Source organism: Shewanella sp. 4t3-1-2LB, from assembly GCF_017368415.1.
In the GTDB taxonomy this organism is placed as follows: Bacteria; Pseudomonadota; Gammaproteobacteria; order Enterobacterales; family Shewanellaceae; genus Shewanella; species Shewanella fodinae.
Genome location: NZ_JAFNJD010000009.1, coordinates 16,449 through 36,822, shown reverse-complemented (window position 1 = coordinate 36,822; position 20,374 = coordinate 16,449). Strand labels below are relative to the sequence as shown.

General features: G+C 49.8%; 20 protein-coding genes. 9 read left to right on the top strand and 11 right to left on the bottom strand.

Annotation, left to right across the window (positions count from 1 at the left end; genetic code table 11):
* Nucleotides 1–270: 270 nt before the first annotated feature.
* From J3L11_RS05320 to J3L11_RS05310, 3 genes are read right to left on the bottom strand one after another with little or no spacing between them, the layout of a single operon-like run.
* Nucleotides 271–1,533 (bottom strand): hypothetical protein, encoded by a 1,263-nt coding sequence (locus J3L11_RS05320; protein ID WP_207570371.1) that lies wholly within the window; start codon nucleotides 1,531–1,533, stop codon nucleotides 271–273.
* On the bottom strand, nucleotides 1,530–2,396 hold the full coding sequence (locus J3L11_RS05315; protein WP_242695106.1) for an ABC transporter ATP-binding protein: 867 nt from the start codon (nucleotides 2,394–2,396) through the stop codon (nucleotides 1,530–1,532). The genes J3L11_RS05320 and J3L11_RS05315 overlap by 4 nt, the downstream gene beginning before the upstream one ends.
* Nucleotides 2,393–2,779, bottom strand: a complete 387-nt coding sequence (locus J3L11_RS05310) for a GntR family transcriptional regulator (protein ID WP_207570370.1) — start codon at nucleotides 2,777–2,779, stop codon at nucleotides 2,393–2,395. Before J3L11_RS05310 ends, J3L11_RS05315 begins: the two co-directional genes overlap by 4 nt.
* Before the next feature lie 85 nt (nucleotides 2,780–2,864).
* Here J3L11_RS05310 and J3L11_RS05305 point away from each other — a divergent pair, with 85 nt between their 5' ends.
* From J3L11_RS05305 to J3L11_RS05295, 3 genes are read left to right on the top strand one after another with little or no spacing between them, the layout of a single operon-like run.
* Nucleotides 2,865–4,358, top strand: coding sequence for an alpha/beta fold hydrolase (locus J3L11_RS05305; protein WP_207570369.1), 1,494 nt, complete (start codon nucleotides 2,865–2,867; stop codon nucleotides 4,356–4,358).
* The gene (locus J3L11_RS05300; RefSeq protein ID WP_207570368.1) at nucleotides 4,355–5,089 is read left to right on the top strand and encodes an ATP-binding cassette domain-containing protein; all 735 of its coding nucleotides are present in this window, start codon (nucleotides 4,355–4,357) and stop codon (nucleotides 5,087–5,089) included. Before J3L11_RS05305 ends, J3L11_RS05300 begins: the two co-directional genes overlap by 4 nt.
* Complete coding sequence (locus tag J3L11_RS05295; RefSeq protein ID WP_207570408.1) at nucleotides 5,089–6,222, top strand: ABC transporter permease; 1,134 nt, start codon at nucleotides 5,089–5,091, stop codon at nucleotides 6,220–6,222. Before J3L11_RS05300 ends, J3L11_RS05295 begins: the two co-directional genes overlap by 1 nt.
* Nucleotides 6,223–6,480: 258 nt before the next feature.
* On the opposite strand, the gene J3L11_RS05290 is transcribed toward J3L11_RS05295, so the two are convergent.
* The 7 genes from J3L11_RS05290 to J3L11_RS05260 all read right to left on the bottom strand — a co-directional run bounded on the left by J3L11_RS05290 (nucleotide 6,481) and on the right by J3L11_RS05260 (nucleotide 13,876).
* Nucleotides 6,481–7,980 (bottom strand): capsule assembly Wzi family protein, encoded by a 1,500-nt coding sequence (locus J3L11_RS05290; protein ID WP_207570367.1) that lies wholly within the window; start codon nucleotides 7,978–7,980, stop codon nucleotides 6,481–6,483.
* Entirely contained in the window at nucleotides 7,967–8,470 is a 504-nt protein-coding gene (gene coaD / locus J3L11_RS05285) for a pantetheine-phosphate adenylyltransferase (protein ID WP_133038288.1), read from the bottom strand. Before coaD ends, J3L11_RS05290 begins: the two co-directional genes overlap by 14 nt.
* 135 nt (nucleotides 8,471–8,605) lie before the next feature.
* The gene (locus J3L11_RS05280; protein WP_207570366.1) at nucleotides 8,606–9,715 is read right to left on the bottom strand and encodes a glycosyltransferase; all 1,110 of its coding nucleotides are present in this window, start codon (nucleotides 9,713–9,715) and stop codon (nucleotides 8,606–8,608) included.
* 39 nt (nucleotides 9,716–9,754) lie between these two features.
* Nucleotides 9,755–10,540, bottom strand: a complete 786-nt coding sequence (locus tag J3L11_RS05275; protein WP_242695105.1) for a glycosyltransferase family 2 protein — start codon at nucleotides 10,538–10,540, stop codon at nucleotides 9,755–9,757.
* A gap of 36 nt (nucleotides 10,541–10,576) precedes the next feature.
* A complete protein-coding gene (locus tag J3L11_RS05270; RefSeq protein WP_207570365.1) occupies nucleotides 10,577–11,692 on the bottom strand; it encodes a glycosyltransferase family 9 protein in 1,116 nt (371 codons plus the stop codon).
* Nucleotides 11,693–11,741: 49 nt separating this feature from the next.
* Nucleotides 11,742–12,815 (bottom strand): hypothetical protein, encoded by a 1,074-nt coding sequence (locus J3L11_RS05265; RefSeq protein ID WP_207570364.1) that lies wholly within the window; start codon nucleotides 12,813–12,815, stop codon nucleotides 11,742–11,744.
* A 17-nt stretch (nucleotides 12,816–12,832) separates the two neighbouring features.
* Nucleotides 12,833–13,876 (bottom strand): glycosyltransferase family 9 protein, encoded by a 1,044-nt coding sequence (locus J3L11_RS05260; RefSeq protein ID WP_207570363.1) that lies wholly within the window; start codon nucleotides 13,874–13,876, stop codon nucleotides 12,833–12,835.
* A gap of 85 nt (nucleotides 13,877–13,961) precedes the next feature.
* Between J3L11_RS05260 and J3L11_RS05255 the strand changes: the two genes are divergently transcribed.
* The gene (locus tag J3L11_RS05255; protein ID WP_207570362.1) at nucleotides 13,962–14,681 is read left to right on the top strand and encodes a 3-deoxy-D-manno-octulosonic acid kinase; all 720 of its coding nucleotides are present in this window, start codon (nucleotides 13,962–13,964) and stop codon (nucleotides 14,679–14,681) included.
* Here J3L11_RS05255 and waaA read toward each other — a convergent pair.
* A complete protein-coding gene (waaA, locus tag J3L11_RS05250) occupies nucleotides 14,665–15,945 on the bottom strand; it encodes a lipid IV(A) 3-deoxy-D-manno-octulosonic acid transferase (protein WP_207570361.1) in 1,281 nt (426 codons plus the stop codon). The two genes, J3L11_RS05255 and waaA, sit on opposite strands and share 17 nt — an antisense overlap.
* A 95-nt stretch (nucleotides 15,946–16,040) precedes the next feature.
* Here waaA and J3L11_RS05245 point away from each other — a divergent pair, with 95 nt between their 5' ends.
* The 5 genes from J3L11_RS05245 (at nucleotide 16,041) to glpG (ending at nucleotide 20,347) form a co-directional block, all read left to right on the top strand.
* Nucleotides 16,041–16,685, top strand: a complete 645-nt coding sequence (locus J3L11_RS05245) for a TetR/AcrR family transcriptional regulator (RefSeq protein WP_133038295.1) — start codon at nucleotides 16,041–16,043, stop codon at nucleotides 16,683–16,685.
* Nucleotides 16,686–16,893: 208 nt separating this feature from the next.
* Nucleotides 16,894–18,087 (top strand): glycine C-acetyltransferase, encoded by a 1,194-nt coding sequence (locus tag J3L11_RS05240; protein WP_207570360.1) that lies wholly within the window; start codon nucleotides 16,894–16,896, stop codon nucleotides 18,085–18,087.
* A gap of 20 nt (nucleotides 18,088–18,107) precedes the next feature.
* A complete protein-coding gene (gene tdh / locus J3L11_RS05235; RefSeq protein ID WP_133038297.1) occupies nucleotides 18,108–19,133 on the top strand; it encodes an L-threonine 3-dehydrogenase in 1,026 nt (341 codons plus the stop codon).
* A 78-nt stretch (nucleotides 19,134–19,211) separates the two neighbouring features.
* Complete coding sequence (gene glpE, locus J3L11_RS05230) at nucleotides 19,212–19,517, top strand: thiosulfate sulfurtransferase GlpE (protein ID WP_207570359.1); 306 nt, start codon at nucleotides 19,212–19,214, stop codon at nucleotides 19,515–19,517.
* Complete coding sequence (glpG, locus tag J3L11_RS05225; protein ID WP_207570358.1) at nucleotides 19,517–20,347, top strand: rhomboid family intramembrane serine protease GlpG; 831 nt, start codon at nucleotides 19,517–19,519, stop codon at nucleotides 20,345–20,347. The genes glpE and glpG overlap by 1 nt, the downstream gene beginning before the upstream one ends.
* Nucleotides 20,348–20,374 lie beyond the last annotated feature (27 nt).

Below are 20,374 nucleotides of genomic sequence, written 5' to 3'. Positions count from 1 at the left end.
CACCGGACACCGCATCATTATGGTGCAAATGAATAGCAGTGCCGATTTATCAATGCTTCAAATTGGTGCTAATACCAGTTTAATTTTCCTTTTTATAATCAATCAAATAACGTATTTGAGTTGAACTATAGCCTGGATAACCTTAAGGGATAGCAGAATTTATGCCAGATAATGAGAGAATGTTTTTAGACAAGCTAATGAAGCAGCACCATCCTGGCGCAGTACTCACAGCTAAAAGATGACACTGAGAGAATTCCAACCGTAATAAATTTATTCAGGCTGAAGAACATCTTTCGACCAAAGCCTATGACCACTTAGTTGCAGCGCAATCAGAGATATGACGACAAACACAGAGTCCAAGGCTAATCCCCAAACCATATCATCCTTGCTGAGCGCGGCATAGAACCCGGCAATACAACCAGAATGGACAAGGTATATCCCCCATAATACCACTCGCTGCCATGTCCGTTGGAAAATACAACCTAGAGCCATCACTGCAGCACATCCCCAAATAGTAGCCAACACCACATGCAGTCCAGCCAGCCAATGCCACTGAGCTTGCCACCATGATTGCACTAACCAAGCAATAGCGATGTTACATGTCAGCAGCCAGAGTAACCGCCACTGTTGCCGACAAAATTGTTGTCTCACTGCTTCAATACCTTCAAACCCGGGAAGTAACATCAGCATCTCGACCGACTGCCAACGTAACATCCGATGCCAGTGCACTAGCAAACAGCAGATGACGGCAAACTGGCTGCCCATAACGGCTGGTGAGTAATCAAAACGGGTCCATTGATTAATAGGCAGTAACACAAAAGGTGCCAATATTGTAAGTGCAATCACAAGCCCTAAACTTCCACCCATGAAAAAACTGATGGGATGTAGCCAACGGTTCAGCCCTTGCAATAAAGACAACGGCCATCGCTCAGCTAAACGGGTGCTGCACAACATTCCCTTGTCCATACCGCCACGGAAAATACTGATACCTTCCGCTTGCCATTTGGGCAGTCGCAATTGCGACATCAGTACCAGCCATAATAGCGAAACACCAAGCCACCATAGTGCCAATGGCAATGCTTTGGTCAGAAAAGCAAATAGCGGCAAACAGAAGAACAGTAAAATGGAAATAAAAAATAACTTAGGGCGGTATAACGTCAGCAAAACAAAACTTAAACCAACAAACCAGCTAGCCCCCTGAACAGCAATAGCTGCATGTGACGCAGGTATCAACGCAACTGCCAATACCAACTCAATCATTATCACCAGAAGTGCAAAACACAGAGACTGCCGAATCATCAGAGCATAGAAACCAGGCACGAGTCTGACCCATTCAGTACTCTGTAGGCGTAATGTGCGCCAAGCAAATGCACTGCAAAAACTCATAATGCTTAGACAGTAAAACAGTTGCAGCAATTCAACTTTAGGCTGGTGAGACATGACCAGAGCCAATATCAGCCCAAACAAGGATGCCCCGAGATAGCTGGCACACGCTTTATCTCTAAACCAAGACTCCCATGCCAAACGATTCATGAATGCAGCTCCAGAAACAACTGCTCGAGGTTTAACGGTTGACTGGTCAACAGACCTGCTGGGTGCAAGTGGCTTAGATCTCCGTCGACCAACCATCTATTACCGTGACGAGCCAGTAACTGGACATTGACAGGTAACACCGGGGCTTCGCCATCAGCAAATTGCAACACCCGTAATTGTTCGCGTAATGCGTCCAGCTCGCGAAACAGTATCAGTTCACCTTGCTTAAGCAGGGCGACATGACTGGCAACACGTTCAAGATCAGATGTGATATGAGATGAAAAAAGCACAGCCGAACCAGACTCGAGCGCTAAATCAAATAGATCAGCCATAAAACTGCGACGGGCGACAGGATCCAGACTGGCGACTGGTTCATCCAACAGCAAGAGTTGTGGTCTGTAAGCCATTGCCATAATCAGTGCCAGTGATTGTCTTTGTCCAATAGATAACTTTTGCACAGCTGTGCTTCTATCGAGTTGAAACCGCGTCAGCCACTCCTGCTCCAAGGTTACGTCCCAATTGTCATAAAAGCTGCGATGCCATTCCAGCGCCTTGCCAACACTAAAACCTTCATAGCCAAATGACTGCTGGGGGACATAACCAATACGGTTTTTTGCGGCAGAACTCAGTTGTTGAGGCTCATCCCCCAGAATCTGTACTGTGCCGCTATCAGCCTTAACAATACCCAATGCGATACGCATTAATGTTGATTTTCCGGCACCATTGGCACCAAGCAAACCTACCACCATTCCGGGCAGCAATTGCATCGTCAGTCCTTGTAATACCGTTTTACCATCAAATTGCTTACTGACATTGTTCAATGATAAAAGTACATCTGGCACCATCATCCGCTCCGAGGTCATTCCTCTTCTCCCTCTAACCAGTGTTGCGCTACCCATTGCTGTAGTTGCATCTGCGATATTCCCAACTGTTTGGCAGTGGTCAAAAGGGCCTGCAATTGAGGTAACAATAGTGTTTCAGCAGAGGCTTGTTGCTGATTGGGTAGAGTTGCCACTCGGGTTGCCTGCCCTCGACGCCGCTCTAACCAGCCCTGATCTACCAGTTGCTGAATAGCCCGCGACACCGTCATTGGATTTACGGCTAGATGTGATGCTATCTGTCGCACGGAAGGCAACACTGTTCCCGACGGTAGCTGACCACCGACAATCAGGTGCACGATTTGGTCAGTCAATTGCCGATAAATGGGTTCACCACTACTGGGATTGACATTCAAGAATTCCAACATTAGTCTTGCTTACTGTATTAATACATTGATACACTACAAACCTTAAATTAACATACTTGTTGCCAATTGCCAAAAGGAAATCAGCATGAAGCAAAGTTATCGTCGCAGGCTCTTTTCGGTGTGTGCACTAGTAATAGCGTGCACTGCAGCACCTCAGCTCAGTGCGACCACCGAAGTACCACAAAAGCGACAGATAGACAGTTGCTACGCCACCGGGCTATCCGACAGGCTCCAATGTGGCAGCGTTGAAGTTGCCGAAAACCCAGCAAAACCGGATGGGCGCAAGATTGCGATCCATTATGTGGTAATCCCCGCCATCAAGAATCTGGCACCACAGGAAGCGGTGCTGGGGATTGCCGGAGGACCGGGGCAATCGGCTATTGAGAACGCGGCCGGGTTTGAGCGGATGCTGCATAAAGTTCGGCAACACCGCGATATTCTACTGATAGATCAACGCGGTACCGGTCAGTCAAATGCGCTGAACTGTAACAGCGAAGATCTGACTGCGATGCTGGCACACAACGATGAAGCCATGGATATTGCTGCCGATGTTCGCAAGTGTAAAAAGCAACTCGAGCAACATGCCGATGTTAGCCAATACGGCAGCGAACAGGCGCTGGCAGATTTTGAAGCGGTACGCCGTCACTTAGGTTATCAAAAACTACATATCTATGGCGTTTCCTATGGCACGCGCATGGCACAGCTGTATATGCGTCATTATCCGCAGGCTATTGCCACCGTTACCCTAGATGGGGTAGTGCCAATGCAGCAAAGTGTCTTGGCAATCGGCGGAGCGATTGCGCGGGCACAAACACTGGTTATCAGTGATTGTGAAAAAGACCCGCTATGTGGCAAAGCCTTTCCCAAATTACGCGAGGAACTGGATACGCTGAGTGATACCTTGCAGCAGTACCCAGTAATGGAAAAAATTCATCACCCAGTGACCGGGGAAACAGCACTGCTAACGCTCACCCGTGACAAACTCCAAGGCGCGTTGCGACTAGCGATGTATTCACCGTCAATTCGCGCCTTGATCCCTTTTGCTGTCCACCAGGCTTATCGCAAAAACTACCAGCCAATATTGGGACTGCTGTCGTTGCAGAGCGGTTCACTGGATCTGGCGATGGGGATGCATGCTGCGGTAGTTTGCGGCGAAGACTGGCCACGATTGACCGCGGCACAGCGACACGATGCGGAAAAAAGTGTGATTGGCAAAGTCATGCTAAAGGGCATTGATGAAAGTTGCCCCATATGGCAGATCCCACCAGCACCGAAAAATTTTAGCGCGCCGATAGCAAGCAGTATTCCTACATTACTACTGTCGGGTGAAAAAGACCCGGCTACACCGCCCGCATGGGCCGATATGGCACTAGCCAAGCTCACCAATGCCAAACATCTGATCTCCCCCTACGCCACCCACAACGTGGCAGCCCAATCCTGTGCTGGTGACCTTATTGCGGAATTAGTGGAGAAAGCATCGGTCAAGCAGATTGACGGCAAGTGCTTGAACAAGGATGTGCGCCGCAGTTTCTACCTGAATGCCAGTACCGTTGAAGCGATTCCGGAGGATAAGCAATGATTAAGGTCAGCAATATCAGCAAACGTATTGGTAAGGTTCAAGCACTGAATCAACTGAGCTTCAGCGCCGATGACGGCATGATCACAGGCCTTTTGGGGCCGAATGGTGCCGGTAAAACCACCTGCCTGCGAACCATCTTTGGACTGCTTAAACCGGATCAAGGCTATGCTGAAATCGATGGTATTGACGTGGCCAAACACCCGGTTGCCGCCAAACAGCAACTGGGGCTATTCCCAGACCCTTTTGGCCTTTATGAGCGGCTGACACCGCGCGAGTACATCCGCTACTTTGCCGCCCTTAACGGCATGAGCAAACCAGCAGCCAGCCGAGCCACGGCCGAGGTGCTGAGTAAACTGCGCATGGAAGATATTGCCGATCGCCGCTGCAAAGGGTTTTCCCAAGGACAACGGATGAAAACAGCGCTAGCACAGGCAATTGTGCACCAACCCACCAATATCATTCTGGATGAACCCACCCGCGGGCTCGATGTAATGAGCACCCGGGTGCTACGGGATTTACTGTTGCAGTTAAAACAGCAAGGCCATTGCGTGCTGTTTTCCAGCCATGTGATGCAAGAAGTGGCCGCACTCTGTGATAGGGTAATTGTGATGGCCAACGGTAAGGTGGCCGCCATCGGTAGCCCGCAGCAGCTATGTGAACAGACCGGACAAACATCGCTCGAAGAAGCTTTTATTCAGTTAATAGGGACAGATGAGGGGATTGCCGCATGATGGCAAAAGTATTTACATTGCTGCGCAAGGAGCTGGTGGATGCCAGTCGTGACAAGCGTTCGGTGCTGGCGGGATTGTATTATGCCATCGGCACACCGCTGCTGATGTGTGGGCTGTTTATTGTGTTGATCAATCAGTTATCCAGCCCGGAAGACTTGCCAGTGAAAATGGTTAACGCCGACAAGGCACCGGATCTCGTGCGTTACTTGGGGCAACAAGGCATCAACAGCGGCAGCGGAGAAAAGGCCGACAAATTGGTGTTACAGATCAGCTCCGACTATCCGCAGAAAATGGCGCGGGGCGAGAGTGCCGAAGTGACCGTCATTGCCGATAACTCCGATGAAAAAATGCAGGATTCTATCCGCCGTTTGCAAAAAGCACTGCAAGCCTACTCTGCCGAGATGGGCAGTTTGCGACTGATAGCACGAGGCATTGACCCTCGCGTGTTGCAACCGCTGAAAGTGGAACTGCACGATCAGGCTACACCGGACTCCAAAGGTGGCATGATCCTCGGCATTGCCTTGTTTACCATGCTGTATTCGGTGTTTATCTCCGGCATGAATCTGGCAATTGACACCAGTGCTGGCGAACGGGAACGCAACTCACTCGGCTTATTGCTGAGCCACCCAGTCACCACCGGCCAATTGGTCATCTCCAAATTGCTGGCGGTCACCGCTTTTGCAATGTTGGGATTGGTATTGATCCTGCTGATTTCCCACTTTGCCTACCCGCTGGTGCCATGGGCAGAATTGGGCTTCAGTATCAGCATCAGTCCGCAATTTATGCTGCTGATGTTAGCGGTGGGTTTGCCCGTTGCCATGTTGGCTGCCAGCCTGCAGCTATTCGTATCTTTTATGGCGAAAACCTTTAAGGAAGCGCAGTCTTATCTAACCATGGTGATGTTCATTCCATTGGCATTAGCCATGAGCGCCAGCTACAACATCGCCCCTGAAGTGCTGAAATGGCTGCCAGTTTCCGGCCAGCAACAGGCGCTGATGGAAGTGATCAAGGGTAAAACTCTGCCATGGATGGAACTGGCAATAGCTTCGGGACTGACATTATTGATTGCGGCGATTCTGGCAACCGCGTTGGCGCGGATGTTACGCAGTGAAAAAGTCGTGTTCGGTTTATGATACCTAGAGGTTCAGCCGTTAAGCCCTAAATTCAGGTAAGGAAAATTAATGTCTCGATTATGGAAACAGCGACGATGGCTCACACTATTACTGTTGCCTGCGGCCTTACTGGCATATACATCAGGCGCTCACTATAGCAGTTTTGTATTAGTGCTAGCCGGAACCTCACTGGAAATGTGTTTTTGGTGGCGGTTATTGGGTCGTTCATAGTAGCAAAACGCCGACATTCGTCGGCGTTTTTCATTCCGATGGTAACAACTAAAAACGGTATTCGTAGCTACCAAAAATGCTGCTATCCGAGTCGTTATCTTTCAGCTCATATTCTGAACGTGATGCTGTGCCGCCTAATGTCACCATGCCGTCAAACATCGGCCAGCGGTAACTGAGCTCCAGCATCAACAATTTTTCCTGTGGAAAATTGGGCGTCCAGGGATTATTCGGACTACGGCCATCATCATTTAGCCGCGCATAACGCAAATAAGCCTGCAATCCGCGGCTATTGCTATACTGGCCAATCAAACCCAAGACATAAACCTTGGCATCGCTATCGTAAGTAGAGCCTAAGCTACGGAGATAGTAACGGGAACCACTCAGATAAGTGCTGTGTTCGTAGAAGCAGTTGAATGAATTGGGATCGGTACCGCAAGCCACCATGGTGTTGGAATATTCCAAAAACAGCTTGTACTGCTGCTGGCTAAAACTAAAACGGGTGTCGGCACCATAGAGCATGGCGCAATCGGTTAACTGCCAAGGCGACGGGCCACTGGAGTCTTCGCAAGTGCGTTCAAAATAGAGGCCAACTGGCACGCCAAACCAGTTATCAGCATAGCGCATATCAAAACCCGCCATCTGATTACCGATTTTACTGTCCAAAGACGAATCACAAGTTGCTGAGCCGTCAGCACATTCAGTGTTCCCTGAAATAGTATCCCAGAATGAACTCAGGCTACATTCCTGCCCCTGACCACAAATCTGTGTTGTCCAGGAAAATCCAATTTCCAGTTGCCGCAATGGTTTCAGCGTACCGCGGAAATTCCATAGCACGGTGTCATCAATAGCACGGTCATCATTTTCCCAACTGAAGCCCGTGGTCAAGGTCCAAGGGCCAATCCACGACAACCAAGGAGTTTCAAAACCATGGGCATCATTACGGCTTAACATGATTGATGGCATGGGTCGGGCATTATTGGTTTTAATCAGGCCAGTATCAAATCCCGGCCCCCACCACTGTGGCACGGTGCCAGCAGTCACCACCCAGTTCCCCAGAATAGCGGCGAAATAGGAATCATCTAAACGTAGTGACTTGTCATCCTGAGGATCTAGGGCGCCAGTGACCGACAACTTGTAAGCAAAGCGCTTACCCACATAGTCATGAGATGCGGTCAGTTCCCCTTTTTCCCGATAGTCGGAACCAAAATGTTGGAACCGAGCAGCGTCTGAAGCCAATGATGCCTTAACACTGCTGTTACCTTCGTTAGAGGTGGCCTGCTGGTAATAGTAATTCACTCTGGCGAAGGCTTGTTGCTGGGCCGCATTGAGCTTTTCCGGCTCCACCTTGGCAAGATCTGCCCCAATGCCAGCCCACATCAAGGGATAGGTGTTGATGGGCACGGTGATCACCCCAGCATCCGCCAATGCCTGAATATCTGCTCGCAGATACACATCGTGGGTGTCGACCCAAGGCGCAGCAGCAGCCAGCGCACTAGCCAACAACATCGCGAGGTACCAAGAAATTTTTAACCCTTTACTTAACATCATGACTTCCTTGTTTACTGAATAACTGTCGCAACGCGGTAGCGACGTCTGGATGCACAAACTGGCTGACATCGCCGCCATGCAGTGCGACCTCTTTTACCAACGTAGATGAAATAAATGAGTTTTCTTCTGCCGGAGTGAGAAACACACTTTCCAAGCCCGGATACAGACGGCGATTCATACTGGCGAGCTGAAACTCATACTCAAAATCCGACACGGCCCGTAAACCACGGACCAGAACAGTTGCCTGTTGCTGTTTAGCAAAATCCACCAATAAACCGCTGAATCCCATCACTTCGACATTTGTCAGATGAGCAGTAACGGTCTGCAACATAGCCACTCGCTGCTGTAGCGAAAAACGCGGTTGCTTGGAAGGATTTGTCGCTACCGCAATCACCAATGATGGAAATAGCGACGCCGCTCGTTCAATCAGATCGGCATGACCATTAGTAACAGGATCAAAGGTTCCCGGATAGATGGCCCTGGTATGCATGATTCCTCCGTAGCCCTGGAGATGATTCGACGGCGCAACTACTGCACCGTTGCCGGATTTTGCTATATTGGAGCGGTATTCTGCCACAACCGCCCCGAGCATGCACAACCCTAGCTTACTTGCTGTTTGTGAATATCAGTCGCGAGCAAGCAAAGACAAGTAACGCGTAACGATAGTGTCTAACGATACCTTGTCGAGGATTTCCGCCGATGAAACATCGGGCGGCTGCTCTAGTGCGCGATCCATAGCTGCCGCCAACGCTGCTGGATCTCGGCGCGGCACCAACCACTGTGATAAAGCACCACTAAGGATTTCACTGGGGCCATGGGGACAACGGGTACTGACGGCTGGCGTTCCCAACGCCAGCGCTTCCAGCAGCACGTTGCCAAACCCTTCATAATCGGAGCTAAGTACCAGCAATTTAGCGTGTTTGATCCACGGAAAAGGATTTTGCTGAAAACCGGGCACAATCACCCGCTGCTCCAGCCCCATCTTACGAATAGCCTTGAGTGCTTTTCTGCGATTACTGCACAACAGTACCAGCGGGATGTCATGCCGCATCTTTTTTAAGGCGGCGAATAACACATCGTGGCGCTTCTGCCGAGCAAAACGACCAACGTGAATAATATAATCACCCGCAGGTAAATCTGCTGTCTGGGCTTCAGCTTGCTGGCGAATCTCTGCTAATGAGAACGGATTATAAATGGTGGTAACTGAGGCGGGCTTAATCCGCCTTGAACGCCGCAGCTCATCAGCGACACCTTCAGATACGGCGATCAACTGCTGGCCATTAAGCGCCCGCTGTGCCCGCCACATCTCCAGCCAAGCCAGCGGCCCCAATTTGCGCTGACGTTGCAGTTCCTCATCCACTGAATTGTGCACCACACAATACAGCGGAGCAACGCCGGTACGCGTCATCAGCAGGTTGGTCTGATGCAAATTGGATAGAAACAGATCAAAGCTCCCCACTTGCTGCTGCAAGGTTTCCAGATATTGTTTGAGTCTGGCGACAGATGTTCCCAAACGCCAGAAGCTGTCCAAGTTGCGTGTGTGTGCATCAAAGCAAAAATGTAGCGGAATCTCGGCGGGCACTTCATGTTCCACCGCACGCTGCAGCACTAGGATATGCGGCTGATGCCCCCGCGCCAGCAAGCCCTTCGCCAGCGTTAACATCACTTTTTCCGCACCACCACCAGCTAGGGAATCAATGACAATGGCAATGCGTTTATTCGAGTTCTGTGACATGTCTGAATCCCTAGTGAATACAACAAGATGGATTCATGTTTAACGATGATCTACGGTGGCGGCGTCTTTGGACAACGATAGCTCCGCTAGCGCCGCATACTTATGAAATGCATATTCGCCGAGAATAATCGCCATCAGCAAACCTCGCCACCCATCTAAGAATCCCAAACTCAGCACATATTGCTGAAAAAAATCGGTGAAAAAACGCAATACCGCGAATCCGATTGTACTCGTCTTACCCTTATTCGCTTTTTCCTGAGCCATCAGACAAGCATATTTAAGGTGTTTTTCCTGTACATGCTGATAGTTACGCCAACTGTAATGCAGTAACGCTGATTTCAGTACTTTGATGCGCTGATTAGGCTGTAGCAAAGTCTCATGTACCTGTCGCTCTTTAAACTTAGCGCCAACCTTATAAAACAGTTTGCCTTGTGGCGCTGTGTAACGACCATGATTTAAAAACTTCCCAAAGAAATAGGTTTTCCAAGGAATTTTGATCATATTGGCATCAGGTTTAGCAACCGACAGCACTGCGTCTATTTCTGCTTTCAAGGCATCAGTGACGACTTCGTCAGCATCAATAGTTAATACCCAGTCGTACTGACACATAGCCAAGGCGCGATTACGTTGCGGACCATATCCCGGCCAGTCAGTGCAATGTACTTTACTGGTGTACTTTTTGGCGATTTCCACTGTGCCATCAGTGCTGCCCGAATCCAGAATAATTAATTCGTCGACCCAACCCTGCAGTGGTGCCAGACACTGCGCTATACGATCAGCTTCATTACAGACGATCAGGAAACAAGAGATTTTATGTTGTCGCATGCGGCTTCATTCTCAGTAAATAATTGATAACGGTTATCAGTCGTTAGTTGCTCTGAACAAAGAACGCTGGGCAATAACATCCATCACCTGCTGCACAGAAATATCGCTGACATAGCCGTTATCAGCCGCATAAATCACCGAGGAGAGTTCACTCCTTGGTGGTGCCCAGTAAGGTTTCCGCTGCCGCATCAACGCAATTAACGGCACATGTAATGCGCCAGCAAAATGCATGATGGAGGTTTCAACACTGATAACTAAATCACTACTAGCAATCATGGCGGGCAGTTCAAAGAAATGCCCCGTCACTGTGAAAACCGCTATCCGCTGCTGCATTGCCGCTGGCAGTTGAGCGACAGCCTGTTGAACTTCCGCCTGCTTTTCGCCAGTAACATTCAAGATAAATCGGCTTTGCTGCAGTTGATTCAAACGATTAATTAACTCAAATAACTGGGTTAAGTTCCAATCGCGTCGATGATCGGTAGAAAGATGATTCAGAAAAATCAACGGGCCAGTTTGCGCGGGGAAGTGCTGTTGCAGCCATTGTTTTGCTGCGGTGAGATGCTGGATACTTGGTCGCAAACGCGGTAATAATGCTGAACCTGACAGCTCAATGCCAAAAATACCATGGGCCCACTGATAATAGCGATCAGTAATATGGTGTTCCTGCGGCAATAACGTGATATCTGGCGAAAAGCGCGCATTGGCCTTGCGATAAAACCAGAACCCGAACATTCTCGCCATCCATGACTGACATGGACCAGCAACTAATAAGGCATTAGGGGCTATTTGGCGCGCAAGACTCAAGTAACGCTTGCCTCTAGATTGCGGCAAAGTGACGACAATGTCGTAATTTTGCTGCGCTGCTTGCGCTATCTGACGCTGCTGCTGTGCCACAGAATCGCAGCATCCCCACATATTGCCAAAGGCGGCTTCTGCCTCAATCCACTGCTGCATAATATGGCTACGAGCCAAGCGCCACGCCTGCTTATCGTTGCGATCATCATCCAGCCAGATATCGATTTGCAGCTGTGGATATTGCTGTTTCAGCGCTTCTAGAAATGTTTTTATGTACAGGAAGTCACCCAAGGCAAAAGGCGACATCACCAACAGTTTTTTGGCTTGAGAGAGTAATGTGTTATCAATTACCGCCATTATTATTTGTCACCTTTCAATACTGCAGAAACATTGCAACCTGTTGTCCCTATCTCAGCAAAGCTTCGAGCTGCGCCATCACCACGTCAAGGCCGTTGCTTAATCCTTGTGACGACATCTGTTGTTTGAGCTGCTTTTGCATCTCAGGTTCCCGTAACGCTATCGCGCAGTTAATCATCAAGCTTGTATCAAATTCAGCTTTGAGGCACAGATGCTGTGCAGCGCAGCTGTTGATCCGCGCGTGTTGGTCTTTCGCCACCGGCACGGCAACGGTAGGAATATGTAAGGCCAACGCTTGCAGCAAGGTATCGCCGCCTGCCAACACAGCACTGGCTGCTGCCGCCAACAGACTGATAAATGACACATTATCGATATCAGCAACGGCCACCACACCGGGATATTGTGGCAAAGCTTGCCGGTAGTTAGCGCCAAACACCATGACACAAGGCATACCTGTTTGTTGATAAACACCCGCAGCGGCTTTGGCAAAAGTATCCGCCACCAGTTTACCAGCCACCTGATGGCCACCTGACCCGGAGTTGAATAACCAGAAATTGTTAGCACGTAAGTTATATTGTGACAGTAGCTGTTGTTGCCGAGACGGTTGCGGAGAGCTAAACACTGTACCAACAGTTATCGGCTCAGGCTTTCGCAGCCACCGTAACTTCAACCGCTCCAACCAACTTATATCACCGATAAAAAACTTTGGCTGCACAACCCAGTGGCTATCAGTTACCCGTAATCGTTGCCATTTAAGGCCACGGCTGCGTTTACGCCGATGTTGGCTGATAAAGATGACTTTAGCACCACAACGTTTCGCATGTTGTAACTGCGTTTTGCGGCCAGAGGCATCGAAAATGACCACATCGGGTCGATAGTCAGAGACTATCTGATTCACCGCCGCCACCCTTTTGGTCGGCGTTTCATCCAGTAACGCTGTTGGGTAACGGCAAGCGCTGGCATAAGGTGCATCGCGATGAAGAATAAAACGGATCTGCGCCTGCGGCCAACGGTCAGCGATAGCGTCTGCGATAATAAGTGAGCGCATATATTCACCAATCCCCTCCGCAGAAGAGACCGGAATAAATAAAAATTTAATTCCCTTATGGGATGACCCAACCATAAATTCATCCATGTAAGCTACAAGTGTTGTTCTAATACAACCTGATCGAACATCCCAATAACGGCTGCTACCGGAATTTGAGACATCAGTTGTTCACCTTTAGCGCGGGTTCCCCAGGGCACTGGTTGCCCCGAAAATTGTGCATCAATGGCCTGCTGGTATGCACTTACCACATACTGTTGCCACAGATAGGGGCCGGTGCGACCGGGGTTTGAATGCGCATACAAACCAATGACCGGCGTGCCCTGAGTCACCGCCATGTGGGTTGGCCCGGTATCCGGCGCTAACACCAATGATGCCTGACGTAAGATTGCCAGCATCTGAACCAAAGTGGTTTTCCCCACAAGATTGGTGATCTGGCATTGACAGGCGTTGATGATATCGCTGGCAAGTTGCTGCTCCATCGCCGCAGGGCCGCCACAAAGCATAATGTTAAACCCATGAGCTGCCGCATGTTCAGCCACGGCAGCATAACGTTCCGGCAACCAATTACGTTCAGCTTTGCTCGCCGCAGGGCAGATAACAAACCACCGTTGAGTTCCCATCAGTTGCTCAGCAAATGCACTATCAGCCGTTGGGATCGGTATATCCCAGTGCGGCTTGAGATCCGTTACCCCCAACTTGGCGGCAAATCCCATAAAACCATCAAGTACATGTGGAGTTGCCAGTGGTGCCACCCGCTCATTAGTGACCAGCCACTGCCCTTCTTTGGCGCGGGCGCGATCAAAGCCAATACGAATTTTTGCCGGGATCATCAAGGACGCAATAGTGGCTCGCAATGCCACCTGCATATGCAGCAGAACATCAAAACGGCGACCGTGAAAGGCTTGTTTCAGCGCGCGATAACTACGCCATCCCTGAGATTTATCAAATACTACAAATTCAATCCCCGGCAGGTATTTGAGAAGTTGGTACTCCACTTTGCCAATCACCCAGGTGATAGCCAAGGTTGGGTATTGCCGCTGAATCGCCTGCACCATGGCAACCGCATGGCACACATCGCCAATAGCAGATAAACGCAATAAACACAGTGAGCGAATTTGGCGGGGATCAAAACTCATCGGAACAAATGCCGGTTATGGGATGCAAGCCCCGGATCTTAATGTAGAATGGCCGCAGGTTCCATGCTTACACATTAGATTTCCCATGCACTTTATTAAAACCACCACAGGCTGCATCGCCGCAACCGACGCCACACCAACAGAAATTACCCCAGCATGGTTTCGTGATTCTTTCTGGCGTGAGCAGCAGTTGATCACTGGCACTTCCAAGGGACGCTACACCACTTGGTTTGTGCGCTATGCGCAGCAACATTGGGTATTACGCCACTACTGGCGCGGCGGTTTGATGGAAAAGTTCAGCAAGGACGCCTACCTGTTTACCGGTTTTCACCAAACCCGGGCAGTGGCCGAATTGGTATTGCTAGAACAGCTATACCAGCAAGGGTTACCGGTACCCAAACCGATCGCCGCGAACATCGAGCGTTTTGGCTGGTGGTATCGAGCCGATATTTTGATTGAGAGCATTGCTGGAGCAAGCGATCTGGTGGAAATTCTGGCACACGCAACATTGACCGAAACTCAGTGGCAAGCATTAGGGGCTCAGATCGCCGAATTTCACTGTCGTGGTGTTTATCACGCGGACTTGAATGCTAAAAATATTCTGCTCAGCGACGACAAATTTTATCTGATTGATTTCGACCGCGGTTGTTTCAAAAAAGTAGCATCGCAATGGCAACAGGCGAATTTGCAACGGTTATTACGCTCCTTCAATAAGGAACAGGGCAAACAACCAGCACTGGCCTTCAACGAGCAATGCTGGCAATGGTTACTCAAGGGATATCACCAGGTTAATCCGCGGACTTAATGCTTGCCAGCAACTGCAACACTAACGTTGACTGACGTTCGAGTGCACCTTTATTGGCGGAGACCACCGCTAAACTGGCACGACTTGCCTGTTGCCAACGTGCCACATCAGACCATAATCCTTGTATGGCCGCCGCCAATTGCGGCGCATCCGCCACAATCTGCATTGCCCCGGCATCCTCCAGCAAGCCACTGATCTCTTTAAAATCTCGATGATTAGGCCCTTCTAATACCGGTAGCCCCAAGGCTGCTGGTTCCAGTGGATTATGTCCGCCATTGGGGATCAGTGTCCCGCCTACAAAAGCCACATCGGCACAACTATACAGCGCCAGCAACTCGCCCATCGTATCGGCCAGCAATACCTGAGTATCGTGACTAACACGGGTGCTGTGACTGCGCCGCACAAAACGCAGGCCACTGCGTTGAATCACCTCGGCAGCATTATCAAATTGCTCAGGATGGCGGGGCACCATAATCAATAACGCTTGCGGCCATTGTTGCAACAGGGTTTTATGGCAATCCAACATCGCTGCAAATTCACCGGGGTGGACACTGCCAGCAATCCATACTGGCGAAGCCTGACGGCCCCACTGCTGCCGCTGTGCCTTGGCCACCGCAATTTTGCTTTCATCCAGTTGCAGGTCGAATTTGAGGCTACCGCATACTTGCAGTTTGCTTGGCATGACTCCTAAGTCGATAAAACGCTGCGCTTCCGTGGCGGTTTGTACGGCAATGCGGTCCAACGACTGTAACATCGGGCGGCTGAGCTTTGGCCATTTACGATAATTGGCGGCCGATTTAGCCGACAACCGGGCATTCGCCAACAGCAGTTGGGCACCTTGCTGTTTTGCCTGATGCAACAGGTTGGGCCACAGCTCGGTCTCCATAATAATCACTAGCTGTGGCTGTAGCTGTTTAAGAAAACGCCGAATACACCAAGGCAGATCAAATGGCAGATATTGGTGCTGCACACTGTTCCCTAGTGCTTTGATGACTTCGCGAGATCCGGTAGGACTGGTGGTAGTCACCGTAATACTGAGATCTGGCCGCTGCTGTTGCAGTATCCGAATCAAGGGTAACGCCGCTAAGGTTTCGCCCATGGAAACACCGTGGATCAGTATATCGCTATGCCTTAACTGACTCAGGCCAAAGCGTTCCCCCCAGCGCCCACGGTAATCCGCACTCTTGAGCGCACGAAACGCCAGATACAGCAGCAATAGCGGCGTCAACAGATATAACAATAATGAGTAATAACGCAGATTCATCAGACAATTATCGGAAGGTTCAACCACAATGAGGAGAATGTTAACATAGTCGCTGCCGCGGCAATAACCAGGACTTGCGTTTGCAAAGGAACTCTATGAAAACCCGTGATCGAATCATCCAAGCTAGCCTGCAGTTATTTAACGAGAATGGTGAACGCAGTACCACCACCAACCATATCGCCGCCCATCTCGGTATGAGTCCAGGCAATCTCTATTACCACTTTCGTAATAAAGAAGACATTATCCGCAGCATCTTTACCCTGTACGAAAATCACTTAGAGTCAGCCTTTCAGCCCTATACGCCACAACAACTGGATGTAGAATTGCTGATCCGCTACTTCGATGCCATCTTTTACACCATGTGGCAGTTTCGCTTTATGTATGCCAACTTAGTGGATATTCTCGGGCGAGATGAAGCGTTGAAGCTGCGTTATCTGAAAGTACAAACTCGAGTGCAAACCCATGCCACAGAGCTGCTGACACAGTTGTGTCGCGATGGTTTTCTAGCGGTTGCACCTGACAAAATTAGCCGTCTAGCTGACACCATCAGAATGATGGTCAGCTTTTGGATCAGCTACCAACTGACGCAATCCGATGCCACCGGCATTACTAAGGCCACCCTTTATGAAGGGGTATTGCGAGTACTGATGATTTTTAATGGATATGCCACCAGCCATTCAGCAAACACTTTTGTCCGGCTGGAGCAACATTACGCTGAGTTGGCGCGTAAGCCACAATAAATCAGTAAAGAGAAACAACCAGTTACACAAGATTAACCGACGAGAAGTTACTGGCAGATTCATTAGATTTATTTATCAATTACAGCAATCTGCCCTAGTTTGACTAATCCAATTTGATGGCGGATAAAAATCGCTGTAGAGCCCTGAACTTTGGGGTTAAAATGCCGCCACTCCACAAGTCAACATAATCAAACCAAGGAGACTTAAGGTGGCATCTTCCTCATTCTACGCCCAAATTCAGCAACAACTGGCTGACACTAAAGCCGAAGGTCTATACAAAAACGAACGGGTGATTGTCTCCCCGCAACAAACCGCGATTCGCGTTGGCGAGCATGAAGTTATCAACTTCTGCGCCAATAACTATCTGGGATTAGCTAACCATCCGCAATTGATCGAAGCGGCGCAGCAAGGCATGGACGCCCACGGTTTTGGCATGGCATCGGTACGTTTTATCTGTGGGACACAGGACATCCATAAACAGTTGGAAGCCAAAATCGCCGCATTTCTGGGAATGGAAGACAGCATTCTGTACTCCTCCTGTTTTGATGCTAACGGCGGTTTGTTTGAAACCCTGCTAGGTGCCGAAGATGCAATTATCTCCGATGCACTCAACCATGCCTCCATCATTGATGGCGTGCGTTTGTGTAAGGCCATGCGCTTCCGTTATGCCAACAACGACATGGCCGATCTGGAGCAACAACTGCAAGCGGCAAAGGCGGCTAATGCCCGCCACATTCTGATCGCCACCGACGGTGTATTCTCGATGGATGGTGTAATTGCCAACCTGAAAGGGGTGTGCGATCTAGCCGATAAATACGGCGCGCTGGTGATGGTTGATGATTCCCATGCCGTGGGCTTTGTTGGTGCGCATGGTCGCGGCACCCACGAATACTGCGAGGTAATGGGCCGCGTTGACATCATTACCGGCACACTGGGTAAAGCACTTGGTGGCGCTTCCGGTGGCTATACCGCCGCCCAAAAAGAGGTGATTGACTGGCTGCGGCAACGCTCTCGCCCTTATCTGTTTTCCAACTCATTGGCGCCAGCAATTGTCAGCGCCTCCATCAAAGTACTGGAACTATTGGAACATGGTGACCATCTGCGCAATGCTGTTTGGGAAAACAGTCGTTATTTTCGGGAACAGATGACGGCAGCAGGCTTCACGCTAGCGGGGGCGGATCACGCCATCATTCCAGTAATGCTAGGCGATGCCAAACTTGCCAGTGCTTTTGCTGATGCCCTACTTAAAGAAAATATCTACGTTATTGGTTTCTCATTCCCCGTAGTGCCCAAGAGACAAGCGCGCATCCGTACCCAAATGTCAGCGGCCCATACCAAAGCACAGCTGGACAAAGCCATCGAAGCCTTTACCCGAATCGGTAAACAGCTGGGTGTTATCTAAAAATTTTGTAGGAATAAATAATGAAAGCTCTCAGTAAACTCAAACCCGAACAGGGTATCTGGATGGTCGATGTGCCGGAACCCACCATGGGGCCCAACGATCTGCTGATAAAAATTCGCAAAACCGCTATTTGCGGTACCGATGTACACATCTACAACTGGGACGAGTGGTCACAGAAGACTATTCCGGTGCCTATGGTGGTCGGTCACGAATATGTGGGTGAAGTTGTGGGTGTGGGTGATGAAGTGCGCGGTTTTAAAGTAGGTGACCGAGTGTCTGGCGAGGGTCATATCACCTGTGGTCATTGCCGTAACTGTCGTGCGGGACGCACCCACCTATGTCGCAATACCTTTGGTGTTGGGGTAAACCGCGAAGGCTGCTTTGCCGAATATCTGGTTATTCCGGCCTTTAACGCATTCCGCATCCCAGAAGACATCAGCGACGAATTAGCCTCCATTTTCGACCCCTTTGGTAATGCGGTGCATACCGCACTGTCATTTGATCTGGTGGGCGAAGATGTGTTGATCACCGGTGCGGGCCCTATCGGCATCATGGCGGTGGCCATCTGCAAACATGTGGGTGCCCGCCATGTGGTGATCACCGATGTTAATGAATACCGCCTAGAACTGGCCCGTAAGATGGGGGCTACCCGTGCGGTAAACGTTGCCAAAGAAGATCTGAAACAGGTGATGAAAGACCTGAAAATGACGGAAGGTTTTGATGTGGGTCTGGAGATGTCCGGGGTGCCATCAGCGTTCCATGCCATGTTGGACACTATGAACCACGGTGGCAAGATTGCCATGCTCGGTATTCCTGCTGGACAGATGGCCATTGACTGGAGCAAGGTGATCTTCAAAGGCTTGGTAATCAAAGGCATTTACGGTCGGGAAATGTTTGAAACCTGGTATAAAATGGCCAGTCTGATCCAATCGGGTTTGGATATTTCGCCGGTGATTACCCACAGATTTGCAATTGATGACTTCCAGCAAGGCTTTGACGCCATGCGCTCTGGTCAGTCAGGTAAAGTCATTCTTAACTGGGATTAACAGTCACAGGGCACTGTACGGATGCGGTGCCCTGATGCAAAATGTGATACAAATCACTTTTACATCTTCAGGATCAACATGAGTAACTACCAGATAATCTCTGCCGCAGCACTGAAACAATTGCAGCAACAGCAAGCTGAAGTGCAAATCGTCGACATTCGTGATATTGCCAGTTATGAAAAAGGTCACATTCCTGGCGCGGTCAGACTGGGTAACGACAATCTGGCAGAATTTATGACTCAAGCAGATATGGAAAAACCCCTAGTGGTTGTTTGCTATCACGGCATCAGCAGTCAGAGCGCCGCAGAATACCTACATCAACAGGGATTTGACGAAGTGTACAGTCTGGAAGGTGGCTTTGCTGCCTGGCCTTGGTACGACTGATGCTGGAAATTGGCCGACTCCCAAACACAAGAGCCGCGTTGGCGCTGATTGACTATCTGCGCGGCCAAGGCATCGAATGCCAAATGGTGCACCTAGAGCGAGGCGTTGCTATCTGTGTTAAACACGCAGAACAGGTTGAAGCCGCGCGCCAGGCATTCTTCGATTTTATCCGCAATCCAGGTGATAACAAATATCGCCAGGCCTCTTGGGAACATGGCGATAACCGCCAAGCACCAGATTATGGTGCGCCGTCGCTGCAGTTATTCAGTCAATTTATTACCGGAGCCGGACCGCTCACGCTGGTCGTGATGTTGGCCTGTATCATTATTTTTGCCGCAATGAATCTGGGCGGTGAAGAGACGGTATTTAATGCTCTCGGTTTCTTTGGCAGCTCCGCCGATGCCACACCAGCCCAAGTGTGGCGCTTGTTTACCCCAAGTCTGTTACATTTTTCCGCATTACATATCGTGTTCAATTTAATGTGGTGGTGGATTTTGGGAGGACGAGTTGAAAACCGCGTTGGTAGCCAATCTTTACTACTGCTATTGCTTGTTGCCGGAACGCTTCCCAACTTGGTGCAATATTTTGTTGCGGGGCCCGATTTTGGGGGACTCTCTGGCGTGGTATATGCGCTGCTCGGTTACTGCTGGATAATGGGCCGTTTGAAACCCACTGCCGGTATAGAGGTACAACCTGCTATTGTGGGCTTTATGCTGCTCTGGTTAGCATTTGGTTTTACTGGCATGTTTGGTCTAAGCATTGCCAATGGTGCACATCTGGCAGGGCTGTTAGTCGGCATGGCACAGGGCTGGCTCGACGGCCGGAAATAATATCTGTGCTTGTTTCATTCTTTTACA

What these genes read in the sequence shown, in the direction of transcription:
- J3L11_RS05320 (WP_207570371.1), bottom strand. Translation starts at nt 1,533, where the DNA reads ATGAATCGTTTGGCATGGGAGTCTTGGTTTAGAGATAAAGCGTGTGCC.
- J3L11_RS05315 (WP_242695106.1), bottom strand. Translation starts at nt 2,396, where the DNA reads ATGACCTCGGAGCGGATGATGGTGCCAGATGTACTTTTATCATTGAAC.
- J3L11_RS05310 (WP_207570370.1), bottom strand. Translation starts at nt 2,779, where the DNA reads ATGTTGGAATTCTTGAATGTCAATCCCAGTAGTGGTGAACCCATTTAT.
- J3L11_RS05305 (WP_207570369.1), top strand. Translation starts at nt 2,865, where the DNA reads ATGAAGCAAAGTTATCGTCGCAGGCTCTTTTCGGTGTGTGCACTAGTA.
- J3L11_RS05300 (WP_207570368.1), top strand. Translation starts at nt 4,355, where the DNA reads ATGATTAAGGTCAGCAATATCAGCAAACGTATTGGTAAGGTTCAAGCA.
- J3L11_RS05295 (WP_207570408.1), top strand. Translation starts at nt 5,089, where the DNA reads ATGGCAAAAGTATTTACATTGCTGCGCAAGGAGCTGGTGGATGCCAGT.
- J3L11_RS05290 (WP_207570367.1), bottom strand. Translation starts at nt 7,980, where the DNA reads ATGATGTTAAGTAAAGGGTTAAAAATTTCTTGGTACCTCGCGATGTTG.
- coaD (WP_133038288.1), bottom strand. Translation starts at nt 8,470, where the DNA reads ATGCATACCAGGGCCATCTATCCGGGAACCTTTGATCCTGTTACTAAT.
- J3L11_RS05280 (WP_207570366.1), bottom strand. Translation starts at nt 9,715, where the DNA reads ATGTCACAGAACTCGAATAAACGCATTGCCATTGTCATTGATTCCCTA.
- J3L11_RS05275 (WP_242695105.1), bottom strand. Translation starts at nt 10,540, where the DNA reads ATGCGACAACATAAAATCTCTTGTTTCCTGATCGTCTGTAATGAAGCT.
- J3L11_RS05270 (WP_207570365.1), bottom strand. Translation starts at nt 11,692, where the DNA reads ATGGCGGTAATTGATAACACATTACTCTCTCAAGCCAAAAAACTGTTG.
- J3L11_RS05265 (WP_207570364.1), bottom strand. Translation starts at nt 12,815, where the DNA reads ATGGTTGGGTCATCCCATAAGGGAATTAAATTTTTATTTATTCCGGTC.
- J3L11_RS05260 (WP_207570363.1), bottom strand. Translation starts at nt 13,876, where the DNA reads ATGAGTTTTGATCCCCGCCAAATTCGCTCACTGTGTTTATTGCGTTTA.
- J3L11_RS05255 (WP_207570362.1), top strand. Translation starts at nt 13,962, where the DNA reads ATGCACTTTATTAAAACCACCACAGGCTGCATCGCCGCAACCGACGCC.
- waaA (WP_207570361.1), bottom strand. Translation starts at nt 15,945, where the DNA reads ATGAATCTGCGTTATTACTCATTATTGTTATATCTGTTGACGCCGCTA.
- J3L11_RS05245 (WP_133038295.1), top strand. Translation starts at nt 16,041, where the DNA reads ATGAAAACCCGTGATCGAATCATCCAAGCTAGCCTGCAGTTATTTAAC.
- tdh (WP_133038297.1), top strand. Translation starts at nt 18,108, where the DNA reads ATGAAAGCTCTCAGTAAACTCAAACCCGAACAGGGTATCTGGATGGTC.
- glpE (WP_207570359.1), top strand. Translation starts at nt 19,212, where the DNA reads ATGAGTAACTACCAGATAATCTCTGCCGCAGCACTGAAACAATTGCAG.
- glpG (WP_207570358.1), top strand. Translation starts at nt 19,517, where the DNA reads ATGCTGGAAATTGGCCGACTCCCAAACACAAGAGCCGCGTTGGCGCTG.